The organism is Acinetobacter sp. V104_13 (genome assembly GCF_031798995.1).
Taxonomy (GTDB): Bacteria; Pseudomonadota; Gammaproteobacteria; order Pseudomonadales; family Moraxellaceae; genus Acinetobacter; species Acinetobacter pittii.
In genome coordinates this window covers 109,494-134,419 of sequence record NZ_JAVQNP010000025.1, presented here as the reverse complement: position 1 = coordinate 134,419, position 24,926 = coordinate 109,494, and the positions used below count along the sequence as shown (strand labels likewise).

General features: G+C 38.1%; 16 protein-coding genes. 4 read left to right on the top strand and 12 right to left on the bottom strand.

What is annotated here, in order from left to right; translation table 11 throughout:
* Window positions 1-102: 102 nt before the first annotated feature.
* Entirely contained in the window at window positions 103-900 is a 798-nt protein-coding gene (locus tag RMB06_RS10155) for a DUF4198 domain-containing protein (RefSeq protein ID WP_311079345.1), read from the bottom strand.
* A gap of 212 nt (window positions 901-1,112) precedes the next feature.
* Here RMB06_RS10155 and RMB06_RS10150 point away from each other — a divergent pair, with 212 nt between their 5' ends.
* Window positions 1,113-2,312: an MFS transporter gene (locus RMB06_RS10150; protein WP_119685252.1), complete on the top strand. Its 1,200-nt coding sequence runs from the start codon at window positions 1,113-1,115 to the stop codon at window positions 2,310-2,312.
* A 26-nt stretch (window positions 2,313-2,338) separates the two neighbouring features.
* On the opposite strand, the gene RMB06_RS10145 is transcribed toward RMB06_RS10150, so the two are convergent.
* From RMB06_RS10145 to RMB06_RS10115, 7 genes are all read right to left on the bottom strand, one after another.
* Window positions 2,339-3,322 carry an ion transporter gene (locus RMB06_RS10145; RefSeq protein ID WP_311079342.1) on the bottom strand — a complete coding sequence of 328 codons (984 nt, stop codon included), beginning with the start codon at window positions 3,320-3,322 and terminating at the stop codon, window positions 2,339-2,341.
* Window positions 3,323-3,439: 117 nt separating this feature from the next.
* Window positions 3,440-3,874: a hypothetical protein gene (locus RMB06_RS10140; protein WP_005068573.1), complete on the bottom strand. Its 435-nt coding sequence runs from the start codon at window positions 3,872-3,874 to the stop codon at window positions 3,440-3,442.
* Window positions 3,875-4,103: 229 nt separating this feature from the next.
* Complete coding sequence (locus RMB06_RS10135) at window positions 4,104-6,743, bottom strand: bifunctional aconitate hydratase 2/2-methylisocitrate dehydratase (RefSeq protein WP_311079340.1); 2,640 nt, start codon at window positions 6,741-6,743, stop codon at window positions 4,104-4,106.
* Window positions 6,744-6,996: 253 nt separating this feature from the next.
* On the bottom strand, window positions 6,997-7,359 hold the full coding sequence (locus RMB06_RS10130) for a hypothetical protein (RefSeq protein ID WP_005073636.1): 363 nt from the start codon (window positions 7,357-7,359) through the stop codon (window positions 6,997-6,999).
* 134 nt (window positions 7,360-7,493) lie between these two features.
* Window positions 7,494-8,729 (bottom strand): lactonase family protein, encoded by a 1,236-nt coding sequence (locus tag RMB06_RS10125; protein WP_262727903.1) that lies wholly within the window; start codon window positions 8,727-8,729, stop codon window positions 7,494-7,496.
* Window positions 8,730-9,000: 271 nt separating this feature from the next.
* Window positions 9,001-13,509, bottom strand: a complete 4,509-nt coding sequence (locus RMB06_RS10120; protein WP_311079334.1) for a translocation/assembly module TamB domain-containing protein — start codon at window positions 13,507-13,509, stop codon at window positions 9,001-9,003.
* A gap of 26 nt (window positions 13,510-13,535) precedes the next feature.
* A complete protein-coding gene (locus RMB06_RS10115) occupies window positions 13,536-16,271 on the bottom strand; it encodes an autotransporter assembly complex family protein (protein ID WP_311079332.1) in 2,736 nt (911 codons plus the stop codon).
* 166 nt (window positions 16,272-16,437) lie between these two features.
* Between RMB06_RS10115 and RMB06_RS10110 the strand changes: the two genes are divergently transcribed.
* Window positions 16,438-17,760, top strand: a complete 1,323-nt coding sequence (locus RMB06_RS10110; RefSeq protein WP_014207111.1) for an MFS transporter — start codon at window positions 16,438-16,440, stop codon at window positions 17,758-17,760.
* Window positions 17,761-17,763: 3 nt separating this feature from the next.
* Entirely contained in the window at window positions 17,764-18,399 is a 636-nt protein-coding gene (gene coq7 / locus RMB06_RS10105) for a 2-polyprenyl-3-methyl-6-methoxy-1,4-benzoquinone monooxygenase (RefSeq protein WP_002119684.1), read from the top strand.
* 44 nt (window positions 18,400-18,443) lie between these two features.
* On the opposite strand, the gene RMB06_RS10100 is transcribed toward coq7, so the two are convergent.
* Window positions 18,444-18,992: a DUF2799 domain-containing protein gene (locus tag RMB06_RS10100; RefSeq protein ID WP_017398502.1), complete on the bottom strand. Its 549-nt coding sequence runs from the start codon at window positions 18,990-18,992 to the stop codon at window positions 18,444-18,446.
* A gap of 407 nt (window positions 18,993-19,399) precedes the next feature.
* Between RMB06_RS10100 and RMB06_RS10095 the strand changes: the two genes are divergently transcribed.
* Window positions 19,400-20,824: a glutamine synthetase family protein gene (locus RMB06_RS10095; RefSeq protein ID WP_311079331.1), complete on the top strand. Its 1,425-nt coding sequence runs from the start codon at window positions 19,400-19,402 to the stop codon at window positions 20,822-20,824.
* A gap of 75 nt (window positions 20,825-20,899) precedes the next feature.
* Here the strand turns inward: RMB06_RS10095 and RMB06_RS10090 are convergent, their stop codons facing one another.
* The 3 genes from RMB06_RS10090 to kdpC are packed head-to-tail and all read right to left on the bottom strand — an operon-like array spanning window position 20,900 to window position 24,926.
* Complete coding sequence (locus tag RMB06_RS10090; RefSeq protein WP_311079330.1) at window positions 20,900-21,616, bottom strand: response regulator transcription factor; 717 nt, start codon at window positions 21,614-21,616, stop codon at window positions 20,900-20,902.
* A gap of 11 nt (window positions 21,617-21,627) precedes the next feature.
* Window positions 21,628-24,282, bottom strand: a complete 2,655-nt coding sequence (locus RMB06_RS10085; protein WP_311079329.1) for a sensor histidine kinase KdpD — start codon at window positions 24,280-24,282, stop codon at window positions 21,628-21,630.
* A gap of 38 nt (window positions 24,283-24,320) precedes the next feature.
* A complete protein-coding gene (kdpC, locus tag RMB06_RS10080; RefSeq protein WP_311079328.1) occupies window positions 24,321-24,926 on the bottom strand; it encodes a potassium-transporting ATPase subunit KdpC in 606 nt (201 codons plus the stop codon).

The following is a 24,926-nucleotide window of genomic DNA, read 5'->3' as shown; positions in this document are numbered from 1 at the left end:
GAAGGAAAATTAAAACGATTTTATAAAAATTTTTTAAAGTAGTTAAAAACTATAAGACAAAAATAGGCCTAATAAAGGCCTATTTTTTTAAAACACTAAAAACTATTGTGCTAAAACATTTAAGCTAATAATCGTATAGCTCTGATCTTTAGGTTTTAATTTCAAATTTAGAGGAGCTGTTACTTCTACTAAATACTCTCCAGCTTTTGGAAACGTAAGCTCAACTTGACCGTTGCTTCCTGCCTTAAACTGCTGCGCTTGCTTCTCAGTTGCACCCTTTTCTCTTAAATTCACTTCAGCATAAGCTAAAGGTTGCCCTTTTTCAGTTATGGTTAATTTAATAGGTTGAACAGCTTTAATCTGGTTAGGATGTACAGAGAAACTAACTTTAATCGGTGTATTCGGAAGTTGAATATCTGAAACTTTTCCTTTAGAAAGATAACTCTGCAATATCCACTCACGTGTTACTTGTTCTGTTTTAATTGTTTTTGTTTTAAGGTCAGTCGGAATCAAATATTCACGCTCTGCTTTCGGTGGAGCTTTATCAGCTGGCATATCAAAAAATAAATGCCATGCTTTTTGGTCGTATACATATTTCAAAGGATAATTTGCCTGAGTTTGAACAATGTATGTGCCTTCTTCAGATAGATCTACATCAAAAACAGTAGCAGACTTATTCAGGGCTTCTGAATTGACGGTTTTAAGCTCATTTTTAGGTGTAATTACAGTAAGCTTAGCATCCTTTAAAGCATATTCACTATTTAATGCTTCTTCCGCATAACCAGCAATTACGGGTACTTGAGTTTGTTCAGTTTTATAAGCTACAGGAGCTACATAAGGTTCATGAGCAAAGCCTGTTGTAGATATCAATGCAAGTGACATCATTAGAAATCTATTCATTATTACAAAATCCTGTTATACGCAAAGTTAAAATTTCAGACAAAATATAAGCGGATACAGTATACACAAATAAAAATAATTCTTATTATCATTAATAAATTTAATTTTACTAAAAAAGAAATACGCAAACTTTCCCCTCAATATTTTAGTTTTTTATTATTCTGTTCTCTTTTCCCTTATACTTCTCTTTTTGAGTCTTGCTTCAACTTATTATGGCGTCCCCGCAATCTCCTCTTTCCACACCTCAACATTACTCTCTCTTTTTAGCAATTTTCTCACTCGCTGTAGGTGGTTTTTGTATTGGAACCACTGAATTCGTCGCAATGGGACTGATTCAGGAAATTGCAAATAATTTAAATATTACAGTACCTGAAGCTGGTCACTTTATTAGTGCCTATGCATTGGGTGTAGTTATTGGTGCTCCTATCATCGCAATTCTTGGAGCTAAAGTACCTAGGAAAACTTTATTGCTCGGCTTAATGCTTTTTTATGGTGTTGCGAATGCCTTTACTGCTTTAGCTCATACACCTGAAACTGTTTTAATCTCACGTTTCATTGCAGGTTTACCACACGGAGCATATTTTGGAGTCGGTGCATTAGTTGCAGCTGAACTAGCGGGTCCATCAAGAAGAGCTTCTGCGGTTGCCCAAATGATGATGGGGCTTACAGTCGCAACTGTAATTGGAGTTCCTTTAGCAACTTGGTTAGGCCAAAACTTTGGTTGGAGAGCTGGTTTTGAGTTTTCAGCAACTATTGCTTTCGTCACTTTAATTGCTGTAGGTTTCTTTGTACCCAATATCCCAGTTCAAGCTACTGCCAGTATAAAAACTGAATTAGCTGGCCTTAAAAATATCAACATGTGGTTAACACTAGCAGTGGGTGCAATCGGTTTTGGAGGCATGTTTTCAGTTTATAGCTATGTCTCACCAATTTTGACTGAATACACAGAAGTTAATATCCAAATCGTTCCTATCGCTTTAGCTATCTGGGGTATAGGTATGGTTATTGGTGGTTTAGCGGCAGGATGGCTTGCAGATAAGAACCTCAACAAAACTATAGTGGGTGTATTAATTAGCTCAGCTATCGCTTTTGTTGTCGCTAGTTTTTTAATGAGTAATATCTATACTGCCATCGCATCTTTATTCTTAATTGGTCTCACGGTAATGGGGTTAGGTGGAGCATTACAGACTCGTCTAATGGATGTCGCAGGTGACGCCCAAACTTTAGCTGCCTCACTCAACCACTCTGCATTTAATATGGCCAATGCATTAGGTGCATTTTTAGGGGGCTGGGTACTAAGTCACCAAATGGGTTGGATCGCTCCAATCTGGGTAGGTTTTGTTTTAAGCCTTGGCGGTCTGATTATCTTACTTATCGCATTTGCAGTAGAAAAAGCCAGCAAAAAAGCTTAATTAAACAAAAGGCTAACTTATTACTTCTAATCAGTTAGCTTTCCACCACAGTGCGGGCAATAACATTTTTTCTCTCGAACCGTCTCTTCTTCCTCTAATACTTTTTCACGCATAATTTGAATAATCAGGTTATGCGCTTGCTCTTTTGGCAATCCTACTTTTTGACGGACCCGCTCTATTTCAATTTCATCATGTAAAATATCAATACCTCGTGCTTGAAGTAGCTCACGAAACTCTTGCTCCAATCTCTGATTCCGTTGATTAAGCTCATTTGCAAGTCCAGACGCCAAAATACCAGCAGGCAATGCTGCAATACCCACACCTAAAATAGTAATAAGCGCCCCTAATAACTTTCCTAGGCTAGTTACAGGAGTGACATCGCCATACCCCACTGTAGTTAAGGTAACCACTGCCCACCACATAGATTTAGGTATTGAACTAAAAGCTTCTGGCTGAGCTTTGTTTTCAACCACATAAATTCCAGAAGCAGTCATAATAATCATGATAATTAAAATAAAGATAACTGCTTGAAAAGAGCCCTTCTCGCGTTTAATCACACATAACAATATCTGTAGTGAGATGAAATAGCGTGTTAATTTTAATAAACGAAGTAGACGTAAAATCCGAAGCATACGAAGATCGATTCGTACAAAGAAATTTAGGTAAGCTGGCAAAATTGCCATCAAATCAATAATTGCTTCCCCACTTTTCATCCAATTCAAGCGGGTTTTCCATGCGGATTGTGTCGTATCTCGATCTGCAACACTCCATAACCTTAATAAATACTCAATACTAAAAATTGCGATTGAAACATTCTCAAAGTAGTCAAACCAAATACGATAATTTGAGTACAAATCATTTACTGTTTCCAATAAAACAGCAGCAACGTTACCAATAATTAAAATAACTAAAAAATAGTTAATGCATTTACTTACCGTCGTTTCATAGTCATGGTTGTGAAGATTATTATAAAAAAACTTACGTAATCCCTTCCAAGCTGAATTATACATATTGATCTGACCACTTAATATTGTAGATATAGTAAGCTCATCGCCTCTATTCACCAATATAGTCTTTAACAATTTTTGTTTTACTTACCCCAATATTTGAGCCTTAATTTTTTTTCATCAATTCGTGGCTACACATCGAAATTCATTCTCTTCCCACCACATCACATCATAGATGCCTGGATGCGATTTTAAGATAATATTTATATAATTTTGCAACACCATAATATGATGAGTAATATCAATTTTTCTAAATAGAAATTTTCTTAAAATCGGAGTATTTGGAGAAATAAAAATTGCGAATCCATTACTATATTCTTCATAAACACTAATTCCGAGATACATCGTTATTTCAGCTAAGGGAATCTCAATTTCCCACCCCCAGCTTTCACTATATAACTCTACATTTAAATGATATCTATTTTTTAATATACTAAAAATATATTGTGCAATATCTTCAGTTTTTTGAACTAAAATACCACCTTCATCAGCATAAGTTTTTTGGTCATATAATTGATAATCATCAAATTTAAATTCAACAATTGTCTTTAGCATTCTTAAGTTCCCTATATAAAATACTCATATTTTTTTTAATTATTTTCAAGTTCGTTCAAATATTTTAAAACAAAAATCAATTTAATATCTAGAGTAATATTTATTTTTACATTTTCATTAAATAAAGTTTGATCTATTTATTATTTTCTAAGTCTAATAATGTACAAAGTCTCATTTAAAATAAAAAGGAGCTGAATAATCAGCTCCTTTTTTGTACTAAATCGACGTATTAAGTCAATTGAGCAGCTTGGATTTTCTTAGTATCAACTTGATCAGCTTCTTTAGTATATTCGCTCATCTTGTCGAAGTTTAAGTATTTGTAGATGTCAGCAGAAGCACTGTCGATTTGCGAAGCGTACTGTTGATATTCTTCTGGGCTTGGTAATTTACCAAGAACCGCAGCTACTGATGCAAGCTCAGCAGACGCTAAGTAAACATTTGCGCCTTGACCTAAACGGTTCGGGAAGTTACGAGTAGAAGTCGATACACAAGTTGTGTTCGGCGCTACACGTGCTTGGTTACCCATACATAATGAACAGCCTGGCATCTCTGTACGTGCACCAGCACGGCCATAGATGTTATACAAGCCTTCTTCCATTAATTGGTGCTCGTCCATACGAGTTGGTGGAGCCAACCATAAACGAGTAGACAATGAACCACCAGGTACTTTGTCAAGTAACTGACCAGCTGCACGGAAGTGACCGATGTTAGTCATACAAGAACCGATGAATACTTCATCAATCTTGTCGCCTTGAACCTCAGAAAGAAGTTTCGCGTCATCTGGATCGTTCGGGCAGCAAAGAATTGGTTCTTTAATGTCAGCTAGATCAATTTCGTAAACTTTTAAGTATTCAGCATCAGCATCAGCTTTTAACAAGCTTGGGTTATCTAACCACTTCTGCATGTTTTCAGCACGACGAGCAAGTGTACGTGCATCGCCATAACCTTCTGCGATCATCCACTTCAACATCGTGATGTTAGAACGTAGATATTCAGCAACTTTCTCTTCAGAAAGTGTAATTGAACAGCCAGCAGCAGAACGTTCAGCTGACGCATCAGAAAGTTCGAATGCTTGCTCAACAGTCAAGTCATTTTCCATTTCTGATAAATCGATCTCAAGGATACGACCAGAGAAGATATTTTTCTTACCTTTCTTCTCTACTGTTAAATCACCCGCTTGAATTGCGTAGTAAGGAATTGCATGTACAAGGTCACGTAAAGTGATACCAGGTTGCATTTTACCTTTAAACTTAACAAGTACAGACTCTGGCATGTCAAGTGGCATAACACCAGTTGCTGCTGCGAACGCAACAAGACCAGAACCCGCCGGGAATGAAATACCGATTGGGAAACGAGTATGTGAGTCACCACCAGTACCTACTGTATCTGGAAGTAACATACGGTTTAACCAAGAGTGGATAATACCGTCACCTGGACGTAAAGATACACCACCACGGTTCATGATGAAGTCAGGTAATGTATGGTGAGTTGTTACGTCAACTGGTTTTGGATACGCAGCAGTGTGACAGAAAGACTGCATCACTAAGTCAGCTGAGAAGCCCAAGCATGCTAAGTCTTTTAACTCGTCACGAGTCATTGGACCTGTTGTATCTTGAGAACCAACTGTAGTCATTTTAGGTTCACAGTAAGTTCCTGGACGGATACCTTGACCTTCTGGTAAACCACATGCGCGGCCAACCATTTTTTGAGCTTGTGTGAAGCCTTTGCCAGTGTCAGCAGGTTGTACTGGAGTACGGAACAATGTAGAAGGTGCAAGACCTAATTCTTCACGTGCTTTAGCAGTTAAACCACGACCAATGATCAAGTTAATACGACCACCCGCACGTACTTCGTCTAAAAGTACTGGAGTTTTAAGGTCAGCTTCTGCGATTTGAGCACCATCTTTAAAAGCAGTTACTTTTGCAGCAGCATGGTCAATTTTCAATACTACTTCGTCGCCCATGTTCATGTTAGCAACGTCGATTTCTACAGGTAATGCACCTGCATCTTCCATAGTATTGAAGAAAATTGGAGCGATCTTAGAACCTAAGCACACACCACCGTCTTTTTTGTTTGGAATGTGTGGAAGTTCATCACCAAAGAACCAAAGAACAGAGTTAGTTGCAGATTTACGGCTTGAACCTGTACCAACAACATCACCAACGTAAGCAACTTGATTACCTTTCGCGATAAGTTCTTTAATTTGGCTTAATGGACCAACTTCACCTGGTTTTTCAGGATTGATACCATCACGCTCGTTTTTCAACATTGCATTTGCATGTAATGGAATGTCTGGACGGCTCCAAGCATCTTGAGCTGGAGACAAGTCATCAGTGTTTGTTTCACCAGTTACTTTGAAGACAGTGATTTTGATTTCTTCTGGAACGTCAGGACGGCTAGTGAACCATTCTGCTTCAGCCCAAGATTGTAAAACAGCTTTAGCAGCTTCATTACCAGCTTTTGCTTTATCTGCTACATCATGGAATGCATCAAATACAAGAAGAGTTTTCTTTAATGCTTCAGCAGCTAAACCTGCAAGTTCAGCATTGTCAAGAAGTTCAACAAGTGGTGCTACGTTATAACCACCTAGCATAGTGCCAAGTAAGTAAACTGCACGTTCTTTAGAAACGAGTGGTGAAGTTGCTTCGCCTTTTGCAATCGCTGCCAAGAATGCTGCCTTTACGTAAGCTGCTTGGTCAACACCTGCAGGAACACGGTTTTCAAGCAAATCTACCAAGAACGCTTCTTCGCCTGCTGGTGGATTTTTTAATAGTTCAACAAGCTGAGCTGTTTGAGCGTCATCAAGTGGCTTCGGTGGGACTCCGAGTGCGGCACGTTCTTCAACGTGTTGGCGGTAAGCTTCTAGCACGGTGTTCATTCCTCTTTTTTTGAAAAATTACTTGCAAATTCCAGCTTTCTTAAAAGCTTCACAAGTAATATGGACTACAAAAGTTTACTAGAGTTCAAGGTAAAAGTTAATGAGCGCGGGGTGTTTCTCCGTGATGCCCATTATTTTGTATCTAAATACCTGTGTTTAAATAATGAGCATATTGGGCGAAATTGAGCTATTTTTAAGCAAAAAGAGCTTCAGTCAGATGAAAATTCAATAACCTCATCCACAATTAGAATGATTTATATTTTGGCATTTTGTCATGAGGGGTTGCCAAACATTCATTCATCATTTGCTTTCTAACTTTTTCTTGGATTGCTTGAGGATCTTTTGTCAGTTCTTCTTTTGGAATTGCATAAACTTTTTCAATAACATTCAGAATGAATTTTTTAGTTATCTCATCTTCAATTTTATTTGCATGCTCAACTGCCTGCGTTTTTTCAATTGCTTGCTGACGATCAAAAACAATACTTCTTGCAGCATTTCCTACGCTAGTACAAAAGCCATGCCATTGCTCTTCTGGTGTTAATGGTTTCTTTTCTGAACAACCAACAAAGAGCAAACTCATTGCAATCAATAAAATCTTTTTCATCATTTCACTACACTAATTATTGCTGTCCATATCATACGGAAAATCATCGTTTTTGCCAAAACTGCTATAAAAAACCGAGATAACAAAATCTCGGTCTTTTGTATTAAGCACTAGAAGGGTCAGTTTCGTGTTTTGGATTAATTAAAGAATTTAATATCCGTAGGTGTTGATATTTTTGCTGCATCGCCAGCTGGTTTTAAGGTGCCATTTTTTGCATCAAAACGGAATAAACTAATATTGTTACTATAAACATTGGTTACATATAGATATTTACCAGATGCATCAAATGAGAAAGCACGCGGTTCAATACCATTCGCTTTATAAACAACGGGCTTACCTAGCAATCCATTCTGTTGGATTTTAAATACTAAAAGTTTGTTGTCTGCACCTCGATTGGCAGCAATCACATATTTACCATTTGGGCTAAGGATAATTCCACTCGCACTCTTAAATTCAGGTGTTTTATCCTCGTGGATTAGTTTTAGCTCAGCCACTTTTTTCAAATGACCATCTTGCACGTTAAATGTCACAATTTCACTTCGCATTTCTGCGGTAACATACGCATGTTTGCCATTTGGTGAAAAGACCATATGACGCGGGCCAGAACCATGTGTAAAAGTTACATCGCGGTTGGTATCCGCTTCAAGTGGCTGAGCCTTATTCGGGTTATAACGAAATGCATAGACTTTGTCATTTCCAAGATCGCTAGCATATAAATACTTGCCATCTGGACTAAAAGTTGTGGAATGAGCATGTCCACTTTCTTGGCGGCCTTTGACGTGGCCAGAACCTTCCTCAAAAACAATATTTTGTACTTTTTCACCCAAATGGCCATTTGGTAAAATTGGCAAAACAGCCACACCACCACGGCCTTTATCGAACGCTGAATAGTTCGACACAAACAGGAACTTACCATCTAAACTGATTGTTGCATGTGTTGGATGTCCACCATGACTATCCACTGTGTTCAACACTTCCACCTTTCCGTTTTGAATAGATAATGCGGTCACCGCACCTTCGTTTTCTTCATTAGTGGTATATGCAAAACGGCCATCTTTCGATTTCACAATCCAAGAAGGACTTTTCATTTTCAACACTTTAACAGGAGTTAAAGTTCCATCTTTATTCACTTGAAGCTGGTACAAGCCCTCACTGGCTTGTTTTGGTTTTTGCGCAAGCGGTGCATTAGGAATTGATGTCCATGTTCCGACTAAAGCAATTTGTTGTTGTGCAGCATTTACGGTGGAGCACCATCCAAATGACAAGAGCGTCAATGACAATGTTGCTGTTAATTTTTGAATTAGGCCACGATATTTAACGTTGATATCGTTTTCCTTGCCATTTTTAATTTCAACATAAGTATCTATATTCACTACTATATCCTTGAAAAAACCCACCTTATTTGCATTTATCAACAAGGTATATCAATCTAATTTCATTTAATGTTTCTGAAAACTAATTTATAAAACAGCAATTTTCAAGTGAATTTTCTTTAATCAATACCTATCCAAGGCTTCTTTACTCTTAAGAGAAGCGATACTTTAAATCATAAATACTCAACTTTTTTAAATGTTATGAAGGCGTTATTAAATTAAAAGCCCACAATAGTGAGCTTTTAATTTATTCATTATTGGTTTCAACTAACTAAAAGCGCCAGTTGTAGAAAAGATCGATTGCTCTTTCTAAAGATTGACTTGCTTCTAAGTATAAACGTCGATTCATTTGATAACGTAATGTGAGTTTATTTACAGGAGTAAACACCCCAACACCATAACGAATAAACAGATCCGGTGTGATATAACCCGTTAAACTCACTTGTGTATCATCACCTGTACCTTGTGCATCTAAAGCTAAACCGCTCAAACCAAACGTACGTCCAATCTGGTTAGTTAAAGCACGTGTACCACCCAAGCCCATACTAATACCCGCAGCTGCAATGGTGTTGTTTACATCAGATTTAAAACCTTCTGCATTACTTAAGCCACTCGAACCTTCATTAATACGACCAGTCACAAGCGCATTCAATGCTTCTTGCTCAGATAAACCTGCATCGTTATAGACCTGAATGTTTGGCGATGTTGCAGTACCTGTAACACGTACCCCAACCATACTACCCTGAACATTTTTGTTCGCATCGATATCTAAAGTCGGGTTAGCCAATGGTCCATTAAAACGGGCAATTGCTCGGTTTAAGTCTAGACTTTGTCCATAAGCTTCAATTTTCACTTTTTGGCTAACACCAATCGCTCCGTTAGCTCTCATTGCAGTCTCATAGCCACGTTGGCTTAAGTTTAGACGACCAACTAACGGAATATTACTGTTAAAGCCTTGGAAGATCACTTGTTTTCCAATATTAACAGAAATGTCAGCTCGAATATCCCAAGGTTTAGCGGCCCGTAAAATTGCAAGTGGGTCTTGACCTTGGCGCACGATGCGAACATCTGATGAGGTATTAATAATTGGAGCAGTTGTTTCTGGCATTGAAATACGTGCACGAGGAACATCTACAGATCCTTTTAAGCTTAAACGCTTATCAAAAGGATACATATCAAGTGTCAGATTCGGGTTGGCAATTGCTGTAATTAATGGCGCTTGACGTACCAGTAAATTATCACCTTTCAGATTTAATTGAAGGCGCGGCGCATCTTTCCACTCAAAACTACCTTTAAGCAAGCCTACACCTTGCCCACTATTAAACGCTCCATCAATTGTTGCCATATCCTGACGAATTGATGAATACACCTGCACATTGGTTAGATTCACTGGCAGAGAAATCATGCTGATCGCACCATTTTTCAGACGCATTTCACCAGTAAACTGAGGTTGAGTTAATGTACCGTTGACTTTACCAGCCAAGGCTAACGTCCCACTCATTGAGCGAACATCTTGAATAAATGGTTTCAAGACTTTTAATTGAACATCATTAAAGGCCACTTCACCATGCATTGGCATTGACGACTGGAATGGGTTGATAATCACGTTCGCATAACCCGTACCAATATCCGGTGTTTTAACATCAACACGGAATAACAAACCCTCTGATACACTTTTTGCAATCACCCCTAACTCATCATAAGCCAAAGTCGTTGCAGGATCTTGTGGATCTTCAGCAGCTAAACCGATTTCACCTTTACGCGTAATTAAACGTGCATCAAGTTTTGGATTACCACCATTTACCCACGATGCCTTAGCGTAACCATTTAATTGTCCAGTCATCGCTAAGCCTTCCGGCATAAATGCCGCGAAATCACTTAAGTCCATGTTCTGAGTTACAAAGGAAATATTCCCTCGTGCTTTACTCACTCTTACAGGCTGATCAAAACAGAGCTGACTATTGGTACTTTGCCAGCAATGTTGGCCCACATATAGCTCAGATTTCGCTGAAGAAAAAATTACTGGAGCATTTTGATTTTGTGCCAGACGAATTCGTCGTGAATCAAAACTTCCTTTCTGGATTTGACCTAACCAATCATTCTTTTGATTAAATCCACCTGCCAACTGAACATAGAACTTGGAAACACTATTATTGCCAAGTACTTTCAATAAATGTGCTTTTCTTGTTCCTGTCAAATTCACTTCAGCAGACTGGATTTCTCTATTTCCGCTACGCAGATTATTTAATTTTGCGGTTAATTGAGTCGGTGTTGTTTCCGATGTTGGAAGCTCACCCTGAATACTCAATCTCTTCACACTTACGAGTGTATTAAAAGCAAAATTATCTACGGCAATATTGGCTGTTGCTTTTAAACGTGGTTGTGATTGAACATTCAAATCACCATAAGCTCGTCCGCGCAGTCCTGGATATAACTCGTAGAGTGCTGGCGCATTCAGCTTAATTTTTAGATTTTGTGCATTGCCAGTAGCTTGTAACTGGTTCTGTCCATACACTAAAAATAAGTTATTCGCTTCAAATTGCTGAGGTAAAAAGCCATTTTGATTAGAATCCATCAATAGAGATAGATTACCCTTACCCCGAACAGGTTTATTATTTAAAAAGCCTGCAAGATTCAATTGTTGAATATTAATTCGCTTCAAGTGATCAGACCAAACCCCTTGAGTTTTCAGATTTCCTGAAATTTCACCTTTAACAGTTGAGGCAAAATATTGAGGCTTAAAGCGTACTAATGAACTATTAATATCCCATGCAATGCGGTCTTTTAAATTGACAGAACCAGTAGCATAGATTTTTCCAGCCACACCATCGTGTTGTAACTGGTTAATTCGAATAAAATCTGGCGTGCCCGCTATAGAAAATTTCAACAAACCATTTGCCTGTTTTAAGGCTTTTAAAGACCCGTCATAATTAACCGCAAAGCCTTTAAAACCGCCGCCAGCTTTAACATCATGAAATAATAATGCTGCTGTACTTTTTCCACCTAAACTTACAGTTTCTTGACCTGCTTGAGCCAATCGACCAGTTAAATCAATTTTCTCAAACTGAATAATTTGCTGGTTTGGTTTAGCGAAACCATTTGCCTTAATCGAACCGTTTAATAGATTGACCGGCGCTGCTGCATGAATACTTTGCGGATTAAAATCTTTTGCATTTAATAAAGCATTCCAAGCCAGCTGACGTTTTTCAGTAGGTAATAAAACTTTAGCCTGACCTGTTAAGCTACCTTTTTCAGCAGCAAAACTAAAATTAGGCACATTTAAGATATTATCTTTAACATTCAGGTTGGCTAGGTATTGTCCTGCTGGCAATAAAGTTTTTTCATGCTGATATACTTTTGTAGCAACCTTAATATCTTGTTGACCGTCACGTAATGTTAAATCGACTTGACCATTATCACTACTTAACCATCCAATATAAGGCATCGCACGGTCTATATTCGCCCACGCCACATTCATGAGCATTGGCTGAGGTTTATTATTTTTTTCAGGTGCCTGATTAAGCTTGAGTTTCCAAGACTCATAACGGTCAAAATCAACATTAGCAAATACTTCTGTGCCTTTTTCTAAAGAACCAGTTGAAGCAATAGCAGCATCTAAACTTGGCGGTAAAAAGTCTTGAACCACCTGAGGAATTGCTTTGTCTTTAGGATTAATGCGATCTAAACGACCTTTGATGTCCCAAGTCACATGATCTTTCCAATTCACCAGACCTTTAAGATTAACGGCACCTTTCATAACTTGGCCATTGAAATCGGTAATATTAAGCTGATGAACTAAATCAGTATTCATTAAAGCGTTGTACTGACCTTCAGGTAAATTCTCACCCTTTAAATCTGTATCAAGTGCCAAATTAAGCTGTTTAATATCACCTTGAAACTTGATCACACCATTTTTTGCAAATAGTTTTTGTTCTTGTAGCAAAGGTAAATGATAGTTTTTTAATAATAGTTCACCTTGCATTGGAACTTCATCGCGAACAGGATGCAATATTACCCAACCTGTTAATAGATCGGGAGTGGTTGTTGCAACCCCAGCTTTTATAGTATCCAAACTTCCCCGAGCAGCCACTTTAATATTTTGAATATTTAAACTTTTTAAAGATGGAATTCTTAAATCTGCTGTGGCATCTAATGGATATTTACCACTAAAGTCCATTTTGCCTGTGGCGTTGTGGACTGAAAGATAGCCCATATCCATACTGGATTTTTCAAATTCTAGTTTTGTCTCTGACCAGAGCGCATCTTGCAAATGGACATTATAAAAACTTACATCTGAACTCGACAATTTAAGCTCTAAATGGTCGACATCACCTTCATCTACGCGTAAAACAAAGGGTAACTTGATTGGTTTAAATTCAAACGGTTTACCAGAAGGCGGAGTTTTATTAATAATGCGTAAGTTGCGCACATCTGCATGGCTTAAATGTACTTCTTTTTCTAATAATAAAGAGCGCCATCCTAAGCCTACATCAGCTCGATCTAATGAAACATCAACGTCTTTTAATTGCACCAACACATTTTTGAGAATAATGCCTCGCAATAAGTTGCCGCCTTCATATTCATATTTAATTATTTTCTGAGCTTCTAAAACTCGATCTAATAAAAAACGGCTTCCGCGGTCCGTTGACATCATGATGACTAACGAAGAAGCCAATAATAACAATATGATCAATATCGTCAGCAAGAAGCTACGCAAAATGCGACGCTTCTTCTTAGGAGAGCTTGGTGCCGAAGTGGGCTGCTGTTCTACTTCCGCCATAAAATAAACCTAATAAAATTTTATTTTTAAAGTTGTGGGCCTATAAAGAAATGTAAACGAATCGGATGGTTCTCATCTGAAATACCCGAAGCGACATCTAAACGGATTGGGCCGATTGGAGACTTCCAGCGAATTCCGACACCAACGCTATAAGCTGCTGGATTACTGAAATCTTTATCATAAGCATTACCAAAGTCAGAGAAAACAGCTGCTCGCCATCCGTCTTTGAACTGATAGTTATATTCTAAAGAGCCTACAGCTAAAGCTTGGCCCCCAATTTTATATCCATCTACTTCTGGAGAAAGACTTTTATAGTCAAATCCACGAATTGTTTGGTCACCACCCGTAAAGAATCTAAGATTGTATGGAACTTTGTCAAAATCATCTGTAAAGATATAGCTCAGGTCAGATCTTCCGACGAATTGGTGATCATCATTTTCACCTAGAGAATAAATAAATCTCCAGCCTGCACTCGCAATTGCCATATTGGCATCTGACAATAAACTCTCGCTGCCTAATTCTAATTTATAAGTTTGTTTAAAAGCTTTTGTTGGGTTTAAACGTGTATTACTTGAGGTTTTAGATGTTTCATAACTAAACAATAATGCTTCTTGCTCAGATGCAGCAGTTTTAAAAGCATCTGGTAATTCAGAAATATCAACATTACCTTTTTGGGTCAAACGATCTAAACGATAGCGGACCCCAATAGTGTGCTGCCAATTACCTAATGGACGTTTGATTATACGCTCACCGCCCACAACGGCAGATTCGGTTAACAGGCTTACATCCGGACCAATATCATCCCGTGTTTCACGCTCATAACCGCCCACAATATTGAAATAGTCATTTAACGGATGTTTATAGGGAATACTATATCGACCATCAATCGATTGACGAATTTCAGAAACTTCTAAGTTGGCATCAAAAGAATGACCATATTTATTTACGATAGAACGGCGATATTGACTACGTAAACGCGCACCCGTATCGGTTCCATAACCAATACCAGTTTCCAAACTATTTAACTTGTCAGCATTTAAAGTCACAATAACTGGAATTCTTTTTGTTTCACGTGCTTGGGCTTGTAAACGATCCTGTTCAGTTTCCTGTTCATCATGCTGAACTGCAGCGCTTTGCAACATCGCAGTTTGAGGTTCTGCCTGTTTTGCATTTTGTGTTCCAGCAAACTGTTTTTCATCGACCACGTTTTGCGTAACTTCTTTATTGGATGTCGCTAATTGACGTGCTTTCGCAAGTTGTCGTTGTTCTGGTGAAAGTAAATTAGACTCATCAACATCAATATTTTGCTCATCCACCAAAGCTTGTAAATCAGGCGGTAGCTCAAGTGGCTTTTCAATAGGGTCTGGCTTAATACTATCAACCAAGGTGTAATTAAAATAACGTGAGTTGGTTAGGTTATTTGCGAGCGCATTTACACGCCAGAAAGCATAGTCATCACCCTCTTTCCAAGGTGCCATACTTTCTAAGATATTTTGATTTAATGGCAAAGGTTTCGAAGGATCGCTCATACGAAACTCGACCTTATCTAATTTATAACGCTCACCTGTCTCGTAGCGTAAATTAATATCGGCCTTATTTTCTGGCTGACTTACTTTTACATCATGCAATCGCCAATAAGCATCAAAATAACCGTTATCAGATGCTGCATCGACAATACGGGTTTTAGTGGTTTCATATAAACCGTGGTTAAAAATATCACCCACATCTTGATCGGGAACTAAACGAATAACCTGAAATTGCGGCTGCTTTTCGCCTGGACCTGTAAACTCAATATTTTGCTCATTAATTCGTACTGGTTCATTTGGTGTCACTCTGACACGAACACGACTCGGACTTAATTTTTCAAATCGGAACTCAGCATTATAGTAGCCAACAGCTTGAGCAGCCTGATTACTTAATGTTCTAAGCTGAGGTAAAGCAGCATTAAAGTCTTCAAAAGATTCTTGAGTAAAAGTTGACAACTTACCTTTAATATTTTTAGCTAACACATCTGAAGCACCTTCTACCTCTGCGCTAATACGCGGTACTTGTTCCATCGGAATTGCACGCGGTGGACGTACTTTATTTAAAATACGCTTAAAGAAACCAGCTTGCTCAGGCGGTTCTTCGGCCTCTGGTGTCAATTCAGGCAGTGTTTTTCCAGTCTCATTGGCTTCAACTACAATCTTACTATCAGACTTAATCTCTTGCATAAGCTGATCAATATTTACAGGTGCCTGATTAATTTGATTTAATTCAGATTGAGTTGCATCGCTTACAGTAACTTCAGGGAGTTTCTGAGTCCCATTTTGAAAGTTCTGTGCTTCATTCTTCGCTTCTTCCGCTACCCTATAAATTTCATTTGCCATGTTTTGATCAACAGGCATATCGGGTAAATCTTCAAGATTATCAAGAGTAATTGGCTTAAATTCATCAATTTGATTTGGAAATTGTTCTTGTTGTTGCAATATAGCCAAGCTATCTTGTTGCTGCTGAGCTTGGGTTACAAGTGTAGCGATATCTGTAACTGGAGCAGTATATTGCTCGTTAACCTGAGCTGATTGTTCAGTTGACTCATCAGATACTGTCTGGTTTAAAGTTGTTGATGAACTATTCTCAACAGAAGTTTGAGCAAAACTTGGCGTTACGCAAACGCTTAACAACAAGCTGCTACAAATAAGTTTAGGAATGCCCTGCATTTTTAAAATTAAATGCATAGAATGTGAGAGAGTTGACTGTTTAAACTTAATTTTAGAAGGCATAGAAAACTCTAGACTTATTTTTTAATAAAACGCACCAATGTGAGTGTAAAACTCACTCAAAACCATTGATTTTTCATTTAATCAAGCGTTAAAAATATCATACATGGTTTTCGATGCAAATTAACACTCGGTCACATTTTTTTATAAAACACAATGAAGTTTGCACATGATGAAACAAGATGAGCACCTGATGACCTCACGTCGGTTTGTACCGATGTTTTTTACCCAGTTTTTTGGCGCATTAAATGATAACGTTTTTAAGCAAGCTTTATTATTGGTGATTACTTATGGATGGATTCAGCAACAATCTGCTCCCGTAAGTACTCTTAATAATTTGGCAGCCCTCTTGTTTATTCTGCCATATTTCTTTTTTTCAGCCACAGCTGGACAAATCGCCGACAAATACGAACGATCTCAACTCGTCCGTGGTATTAAAATTTTAGAAATCATCATTATGCTCATCGGTACTGCAGGTTTCCTATTAGGAAACTTATGGCTACTTCTTTTTGCTTTATTTTTGATGGGGACACATTCGACATTCTTCGGCCCGATTAAATACGCAATTTTGCCTGAAATCTTAAAACCGAACGAGTTAATGTCGGGTAATGCGCTATTTCAATCCGGCACATCCATGGCGATCTTGTTCGGGATGATCTTAGGTGGTGCCGTAATTGCCTCATCAGATGGTAATTTATTGTGGATTAGTATCACCGTAGTGGCTATTGCTTGCATAGGCTATTTATTTAGTCGCTTCATTTTGCCGCAAAAAGTTGCTGCACCTGACTTAAAGATTGACTGGAATTTCATCCGTACCAGCTTTCAAACCATTAAATATGCCAAAAGCTTACCACTAGTATTCACAATTTTGCTAGGCAACTCATGGTACTGGTTTTATGGTGCGACTTATTTAACTCAAATTCCGCAGCTTACCCAGCAAAACCTTCATGCATCAGAAAATGTCGTTAGCCTGTTACTGACTTTCTTTTCAGTCGGTATTGGTGTGGGTTCTCTTCTTTGCCGTAAAATTGGTGGTTCAGAAATTAATATTAAAATGGTGCCGATTGGTGCAATTGGCCTTACTGTTTTTGCGCTCTACCTTGCTGCCAGTTTAGCTTTTGTACCAGAAAGAACTGGGGCATTACTTACCTTAAAAGATGTTTTTACCCAAGGCTGGGTTTACTACCATGTCATGATTGCTGTGACTTTATTGGGTATTAGTGGCGGTTTTTATATTGTTCCCCTATATGCCATGATGCAGGCTTATTCACCACGTTCACATCGTGCACGTGTTGTTGCAGCGAATAACATTTTAAATGCTGTATTCATGGTTTCTTCTGCAATTTTTTCAATCTTAATCTTAAGTGTTTTAAAAATTGATATTAAAATACTATTTATTATTACAGCTGTACTTAGTGCAATCTTTAGTATCTGGCTTCTCGCTAGACTAAAACCAATGCTTGCCACAGCCCACCTTTCTTTAGAGGACTAATTTATGCGCCACTATACTGGAATTGATCAACTTATTAACTCATTTGATCAGGCATTGCGTAGTCTTGTTCCGGGCGCAACAGCAGCACAGCGTCAAAATCCAGCTGAAACAGTAGAAACAAAACTTGGTGTAGAAGATGCTCGCCATGTCGCAGGTTTAATGCGTGTTAACCACAGTGGTGAAGTATGTGCTCAAGCACTGTACCATGGGCAAGCCTTAACGGCGAAATTGCCAAATGTACGCCAAGAAATGCAACAAGCAGCGATTGAAGAACAAGATCATTTAGCTTGGTGTGAAGATCGTTTAAAAGAATTAAACAGTCATACAAGTTTGTTAAACCCAATCTGGTACGGGTTGTCATATGGCATGGGTGCCCTTGCTGGTATTGCAGGTGATAAATATAGCTTAGGTTTTGTTGCTGAAACTGAGCGTCAGGTTAGTCTGCATTTGCAAGATCATTTAAACCAGTTACCCGCTCAAGATGAACGTTCTCGTAAAATTTTAGAGCAAATGAATGAAGATGAATTACATCACCGTCATACTGCACTTGAAGCAGGCGGTGTTGAATTACCATATGCAGTAAAAATTACGATGACTGCTATTTCAAAGTTAATGACAAAAACCAGTTATTATCTTTAAAAACCAAAGGATTGATCTCATTCAGATCAATCCTGTTTAAAATATTATTTTAAGCCGTGATCATATTTGAAACGTTCGATATCTCGAATTGAGTTCCAATAGTTTCTGTTAATACGGTCACGATCAATTTGTAATTCTCTTAAAAGTTTACGATAGCGTTCGCGCTCTTCTGGCTTTAATTTTTCGTTGTAAGCATTATCAGAATATTGCTTAAACTTTTCGTCATAACGGTCATATTCATTTTTTGCATTGTAGTAATCGGAAGCTGCTCGATAATAAGGTCTTAAACGATTACGCTGCTCGATTGGGCATACATTAATATTGCCGTTACCCTCTAAAGCGTTATAAAAAATATTTGATGGCTGGCAATAATACCCTAAACCCTCTTTATACCCACGTTCATATGACTTTTGATCTGGAACAATATTGGCTTTTCCACACGCTTTATAATATTGATCTAAACGTGGCGAAGACCCCTTTGAACCATCTTTCTCACCCACTAATGACCAATTCGCAGTCTTACATTCTTCTACGCTCATTGCAGCACAACCTGAAAGGCTAATTGCTAAAATGGCTAAACCGATATTTTTCATATTAAGAGAACTCAAAAATAAAAATTAAAAAAACGCAAAAAATAAAATTCCAGTACATGTGCCATATAAGCCTTGCTCAATTCAAGATTTATAAATAAATGTTTAACTGGATAAGCATTTAAGTTTAAAGCAGTTTGACCATCTCACCAAATGAGAAGCTTAAATTTTTAGCTTTGTTTAATTTAAAAAAGAGAAATCCGTAGAATTTTGTAATGCGCTGACTGCTCTTATACACTAATTTTACTTTAAAAATTGATTATCAAAATAAACTACAATATATTGATTATAAATATAAAAAATCAAATTACTCATAAAATATTGTTCAACCATCTTTACTCTTTTTTTACGCGATTTCCTTCAAAGGCTAAGGTAGGATTTTAGCTAAATAACCACCAAGGTTTTTTATAATGAGTACGCTTATTTACCCAAATTTAAACTTAAAAGATCCTCACTTTAAGGCATTTAAAATATCAGATGATTTTATTCCACCGACACAAGATCATACTTTCAACGCAGATCTTTTTTTAAAAGAAGTTGATGAATATTTAAGTTTATATCCTCACACTCAGCACATTGATATTTGTCTACATGACTTAAACGGGCATATTCGTGGCAAACGTATTGATGTTAAGAGTTTGAAAAATCTATCTAATGGATGTTATTTTCCTCTTTCTGTTTATGCCATGAGCCTTGATGGGAAAGTGATTGAAGAAACAGGCTTGGGAAAATATATTGGTGAACCAGATAGACTTTGCCTGCCCATTTTAGGCAGCTTGCAACCAAGTGCCTTATCCCCAGAATTAAATGCTCAGCTTTACCTATCAATGCAAGAAGAAGATGGTTCAGAGTGTCGCTATGAACCACGTAATATATTAAAAAAATTATTAAATCAGTTACATGCTAATAATTATTTTCCTGTCATGGCTGCCGAGCTAGAGTTTTACCTTTTCTCACCTCAGCATCAATTCGAGACATGTTCAGAAAACCAATGTTTTGATATAGATGCGCCAAATAACTATCAACAAGTCCTAGATGAGGTTGAAAAAGCAGCCTTACTACAATCAATTGAAATTACCGCAATTGTTGCGGAATCATCCCCTGGACAATACGAATTAAATCTTCAACACAGCCATGACATTTTAAAACTCTGCGATCAAATTAATGCTTTAAAAAGAATTGTAAAACAAGTCGCAAGAAAGCATGACTTAACCGCTTGTTTCATGGCGAAACCAAACTTGGCAAAGGCTGGTAGTGGCATGCATTTTCATATGAGCATGCTGAATCAATACCATGAAAATATATTTAGCTCAGAAGTAGAAAAAAATGAGCTTTCAGCTAAATTATTGAGCGCGATTAGCGGACTCATTGAGTTAATGCCTGCATCTATGGCGATTTTAGCGCCTAATATTAATTCTTATAGACGTTTTAAAATTGGTCATCACGTGCCATTAGAAGCCAATTGGGATACCAACAATCGTAATGTCGCAATACGAATTCCATGCTCAGATATACAAAATCAACGCTTAGAATATCGTGTTGCTGGAGCTGACTGTAACCCCTATCTGGTGACAGCGACTATTTTAGCGGGCGCGTCTTATGGCTTATCTTATAAGTTACCGCTACCAAAACCTGCACATCTTTTAAAATTTCCAGACGAGCACATTTTATTAGCCAACAATCAGCCGGAAGCCTTAAAAATACTTAAGGGAAGTCTTATTTTAAAAGGGTATTTAGGGGCAGACTTTGTAGAACATTGGTACACGGTTAAACAGGCTGAATATCAAAATATTTACAGTCAAATGACTGAAGCAGAACAACATTGGGATATATAAATAAAAGAGCAAAAAACTATAAACCACTTTTCACACCCTTAGGGAGAAATACCCTAAGGTTTTTTTTATATCTAATTAATGATTTTTCTGTTTAGCTAAAAAACGTAACCCAACCCCTGGTTCAGTAGCAATATAACGTGGCTGAATCGCGTTATCCCCCAGTTTACTGCGTAACTTGCCCACTAAAATACGTAAATAGTGCGTATCTTCCTGATGAGTGGGTCCCCATAGCTCTTTTAAGAGCTGAGGCTGTGTTAAAAGCTGCCCTTGATAGCGCATTAATAACGTCAAAAGCTGAAACTCTTTTCGAGTTAAAGTAATTGGTTGTTGCTCGATCCAAACTAAACGTTGCATGATATCAACCTTGAGATAGCCATCGTCATACACATGAGCTTCTTGTTGAATCGGTTGATTTCTTAAAATGACACGTATGCGCGCCAAAAGCTCTTGCACACTAAAAGGCTTGGTCATGTAGTCATTTGCCCCTGCGTCTAGCAAGGCAACTTTTTCATATTCATCAGCACGTACAGATAACACAATAACGGGAACGTTCGACCAGCTACGTAATTCTTGAAGCACTTCTTTTCCATCTAAATCGGGTAAGCCTAAGTCTAGAATCACCAAATCAGCCCCTTGGGTTGCCAAAGCCTCTAGGCCTTTGTACCCCGTTTCGCAGAGCGTGGTTTTGTATTTTTGAGTTCTTAAAGCAATGTCTAAAAATTTACGGATTTGAGGCTCATCATCAATAATCACAATACGTGTTTCTACAGGTGAGGTTTCGGAACTTATCATGAATTTACAACTTATTCTTTTACTGGATGAATGGGTAATTTGATTTGAATTAAAGTACCTTTATTTTGGCGCCCTGAAAATGCTTCTATTGTACCCATATGAGCACCAATAATCGCTTTTACGATTGTAAGCCCTAAACCAGTACCAAACTTTCCACGGTCTCCTCGTTCCATCGTGTAAAACATATCGAAAATACGATGTCTTTCGTCTTCAGGAATTCCCGCTCCTCTATCTTCAATTTCAATTTTTACTTCATCTTCTGAGGAAAGTTGAGCACGAATCATGACTGGTTCATCTGGAGGTGAAAAGTTTGCAGCATTTTCTAAAACATTAAAAATAGCTTGCTCTACCAGTGCTGGGTGAACATACAAACTAATTGGTTGCTCAGGTAACTGGACTAATACTTGCGTATCTGGTTTATAACGCTTTAAACGGCGGGTTGCCGAACCAATTAACTCATCGACACCAATCCAGTCTCTTTTTAAAGTTAGACCTTCGTGTCCCAAACGAGTCATATCAAGCAAGTTTTGAATATAACGGTCTAAGCGCTCACCTTCCAAATGAATTGTTTCAAGCAAATCTTGCTGGTCTTGTTCTGACATTTCAGCTTTAAAATTAGCAAGCGTGTCTGCTGCGCCAATGATAGAAGCAAGTGGCGAACGTAAATCATGCGATACCGAAGATAATAAAGCAGAACGTAAGCGCTCTGTTTCACTGGTGACTTTTGCTTGTTCAAGCTCATTCACCAATTGGGTTCGAAGTACTGCCTGTGCAATGTACTCAATTACACTTTCAGTCAATTTTTTTTGCTCAAAATTTAAGGAAACCACTTCATCCTTAAAGTAAATTCCCACAATACCTAGGCTATTTTTTTGTTCTAAAAGAGGTAAAAACCACCAGTTTGACTGACTCAGAGTATCGGTAAAACGCCCACACGGCTGCTTGTGTTTCAAACACCATTCTGCGGCTACTTTTTCTTTATCATTTAGCTCAATATCAGATGAAATTACCTTATCTCGAATAGAAATCCACACTTTAGTTTGAAGTTGTGTTTCTAAAGTCATACGTCCTGTTTGCATGACTTCTTCAAGGTTTACTGCACTAGAAAGCTTACGTGCCAAGTCTTGCATTACCGTAGTGTAGGCATTGGCAGCTTTTAAAGATAAAACTTGCTGGCGTAACTGAGAAGCCAAACGCCCGGCAATTAAAGCTGCTGCAAAAAAAGCCACAACGGTGACCACCCCTTGGTGTGCTGAAATCTGAAAAGTATAACGTGGTGCAATAAAGAAAAAATTATAGGCCAAAAAACATATTAAGGCTGCCACTACAGCAGCAAGCATTCGGGTTTTCGTTGCAACAATTAAAACAGAAATAATAAAAATGACAGAGAAATCTTCAATACCAAATAGAACTTCGGCGAAGTGAGCTAGAAAAATACTACCGCACGTCACAGCTAAAACAAAAATGCTTTCTTTTAATGATAAAAATGAAGGTTTTCCGAACTGATTAATCTTTTTAGTGCCCTGTTCTGGGTGCAAAATGGTTAAAGCAATCGAGTTTTCTTGATTTAATAATTGCTGAGCTAAATTTTTCTTAAATAACTTTAACCACCACGGTGAAATACTTTTACCAATGACTAGATTCGAAATTCCTCGGTCAACGGCCGCATCCATTAACACTGACGCAACTCGCGGCCCATATAAAACTTCAGTTCGACCACCGAGTTGTCGAGCCAGCTCAAATGCACGATCGATTTCAATATATTCTTTTTTATAAGAACTCACTGAACTCTGTCCAAAGTCCAAACTTTTAGCCACATTCACCACAATCCACGTAGCCCCATAGCGTTCAGCTAAGCGGCAGCCTGCTCGCACTAAATATTCAGAAGAGCCTTGCCCATCTATCGCAATCATCAATTCATTTTGTAAAGATATAGATTTCAAACCCTTTGAGGCATAACTCTCCTTTAAGTCTGAATCGACATGTTCAGCAACGCATTGCATTGCCAGTTCACGTAATGCTGTTAAATTTGAAATGCTAAAAAAGCCTTGTAATGCCAGATTTGCTTGCTCTGGTACATAGACTTTTCCTTGATGGAGCCTTTCAATGAGTTCACTGACGGGTAAATCAATTAAGCGAATATCTCGAATACGGTCAAATACCCGATCTGGTACTGTTTCATTTACTCGAATGCCTGTAATTTGATAGACCACATCATTTAGGCTTTCTAAATGTTGAATATTTATAGTGGTAAATACATCAATACCAGCATCTAGCAACTCATTAACATCTTGCCAGCGTCGTTCATGACGACTATTTGGGACGTTGCGATGAGCCAATTCATCAACCAAAACGATTTGCGGATGCCTAAGTAAAATAGCATCCAAGTCCATTTCTTCTAAAATATGCCCCTGATATTGCATTTCTTTTCTAGCAATCTGAGGCAACCCTTCCAAAATTTTTAGAGTTTCGATTCTTCCATGGGTTTCAACAATACCAACAACAACATCTGTGCCCTGTTGAAATAATTCTTTGGCGCGGGCGAGCATGGCATAAGTTTTTCCTACACCAGGTGCCGCACCAAGAAAGACCGTTAGTCGACCGGCTTGATATCTGTTGACATGATTTAATAAGGCCTCAGCCTGATTTTCGCGATTGCTTTGCACTTGATATCATCCGGTAAACTAATAACTTTATTTTTAAGTTAATGTGTAGATTGTAATTGATCTAAAGCAATATTGAGCTGTAATACATTAACACGAGCTTGCCCTAGTACACCAAACTGCTTCGGTTCAACATACTTTTGCAAAAGCTCTTCCACAATCTTAGGGTCTAAATGACGAGCTTGAGCCACTCTGGCAACCTGTAACTGAGCAGATTCAGGACTAATATGCGGATCAATACCACTACCAGATTTAGTCACTAAATCGCTTGGAATAGGTGTATTGCCCGTGTGATCTTGTTTTTTCACCGCAAGAATCTGAGCATCAATTTGTTTCTGTAGTTCAGGATTAGTACGAGCTAAGTTTGTACCTGCCATAGCCATCGGGTCATAAGCAACTGCTGAAGGACGCGGATGAAAATAAGCCTCTCCAACAAATGGCTGAGCAACTAATTTTGACCCTAAAACTTTATGATCTATTTCAATCAAACTACCATTTGCTTGATTGTTGAATAACACCTGTCCCGCACCTGTAGCAATCGCACTATAAGCAGCGCCACAGCCAACTAAGGTAAAAATTAATAATCCCAAAGATGCTCTTAAGGTCTGACCCAAATTTGCTTCTGAATTTTGTGCATAAGTTTTCAT

Excerpts from the sequence above, each read along its gene's own strand:
- RMB06_RS10155 (WP_311079345.1), bottom strand. The coding sequence starts at position 900 with ATGAATAGATTTCTAATGATGTCACTTGCATTGATATCTACAACAGGC.
- RMB06_RS10095 (WP_311079331.1), top strand. The coding sequence starts at position 19,400 with ATGAGTACGCTTATTTACCCAAATTTAAACTTAAAAGATCCTCACTTT.
- RMB06_RS10130 (WP_005073636.1), bottom strand. The coding sequence starts at position 7,359 with ATGATGAAAAAGATTTTATTGATTGCAATGAGTTTGCTCTTTGTTGGT.
- RMB06_RS10140 (WP_005068573.1), bottom strand. The coding sequence starts at position 3,874 with ATGCTAAAGACAATTGTTGAATTTAAATTTGATGATTATCAATTATAT.
- RMB06_RS10110 (WP_014207111.1), top strand. The coding sequence starts at position 16,438 with ATGATGAAACAAGATGAGCACCTGATGACCTCACGTCGGTTTGTACCG.
- RMB06_RS10120 (WP_311079334.1), bottom strand. The coding sequence starts at position 13,509 with ATGGCGGAAGTAGAACAGCAGCCCACTTCGGCACCAAGCTCTCCTAAG.
- RMB06_RS10150 (WP_119685252.1), top strand. The coding sequence starts at position 1,113 with ATGGCGTCCCCGCAATCTCCTCTTTCCACACCTCAACATTACTCTCTC.
- coq7 (WP_002119684.1), top strand. The coding sequence starts at position 17,764 with ATGCGCCACTATACTGGAATTGATCAACTTATTAACTCATTTGATCAG.
- RMB06_RS10090 (WP_311079330.1), bottom strand. The coding sequence starts at position 21,616 with ATGATAAGTTCCGAAACCTCACCTGTAGAAACACGTATTGTGATTATT.
- RMB06_RS10145 (WP_311079342.1), bottom strand. The coding sequence starts at position 3,322 with ATGTATAATTCAGCTTGGAAGGGATTACGTAAGTTTTTTTATAATAAT.
- kdpC (WP_311079328.1), bottom strand. The coding sequence starts at position 24,926 with ATGAAAACTTATGCACAAAATTCAGAAGCAAATTTGGGTCAGACCTTA.
- RMB06_RS10100 (WP_017398502.1), bottom strand. The coding sequence starts at position 18,992 with ATGAAAAATATCGGTTTAGCCATTTTAGCAATTAGCCTTTCAGGTTGT.
- RMB06_RS10115 (WP_311079332.1), bottom strand. The coding sequence starts at position 16,271 with ATGCCTTCTAAAATTAAGTTTAAACAGTCAACTCTCTCACATTCTATG.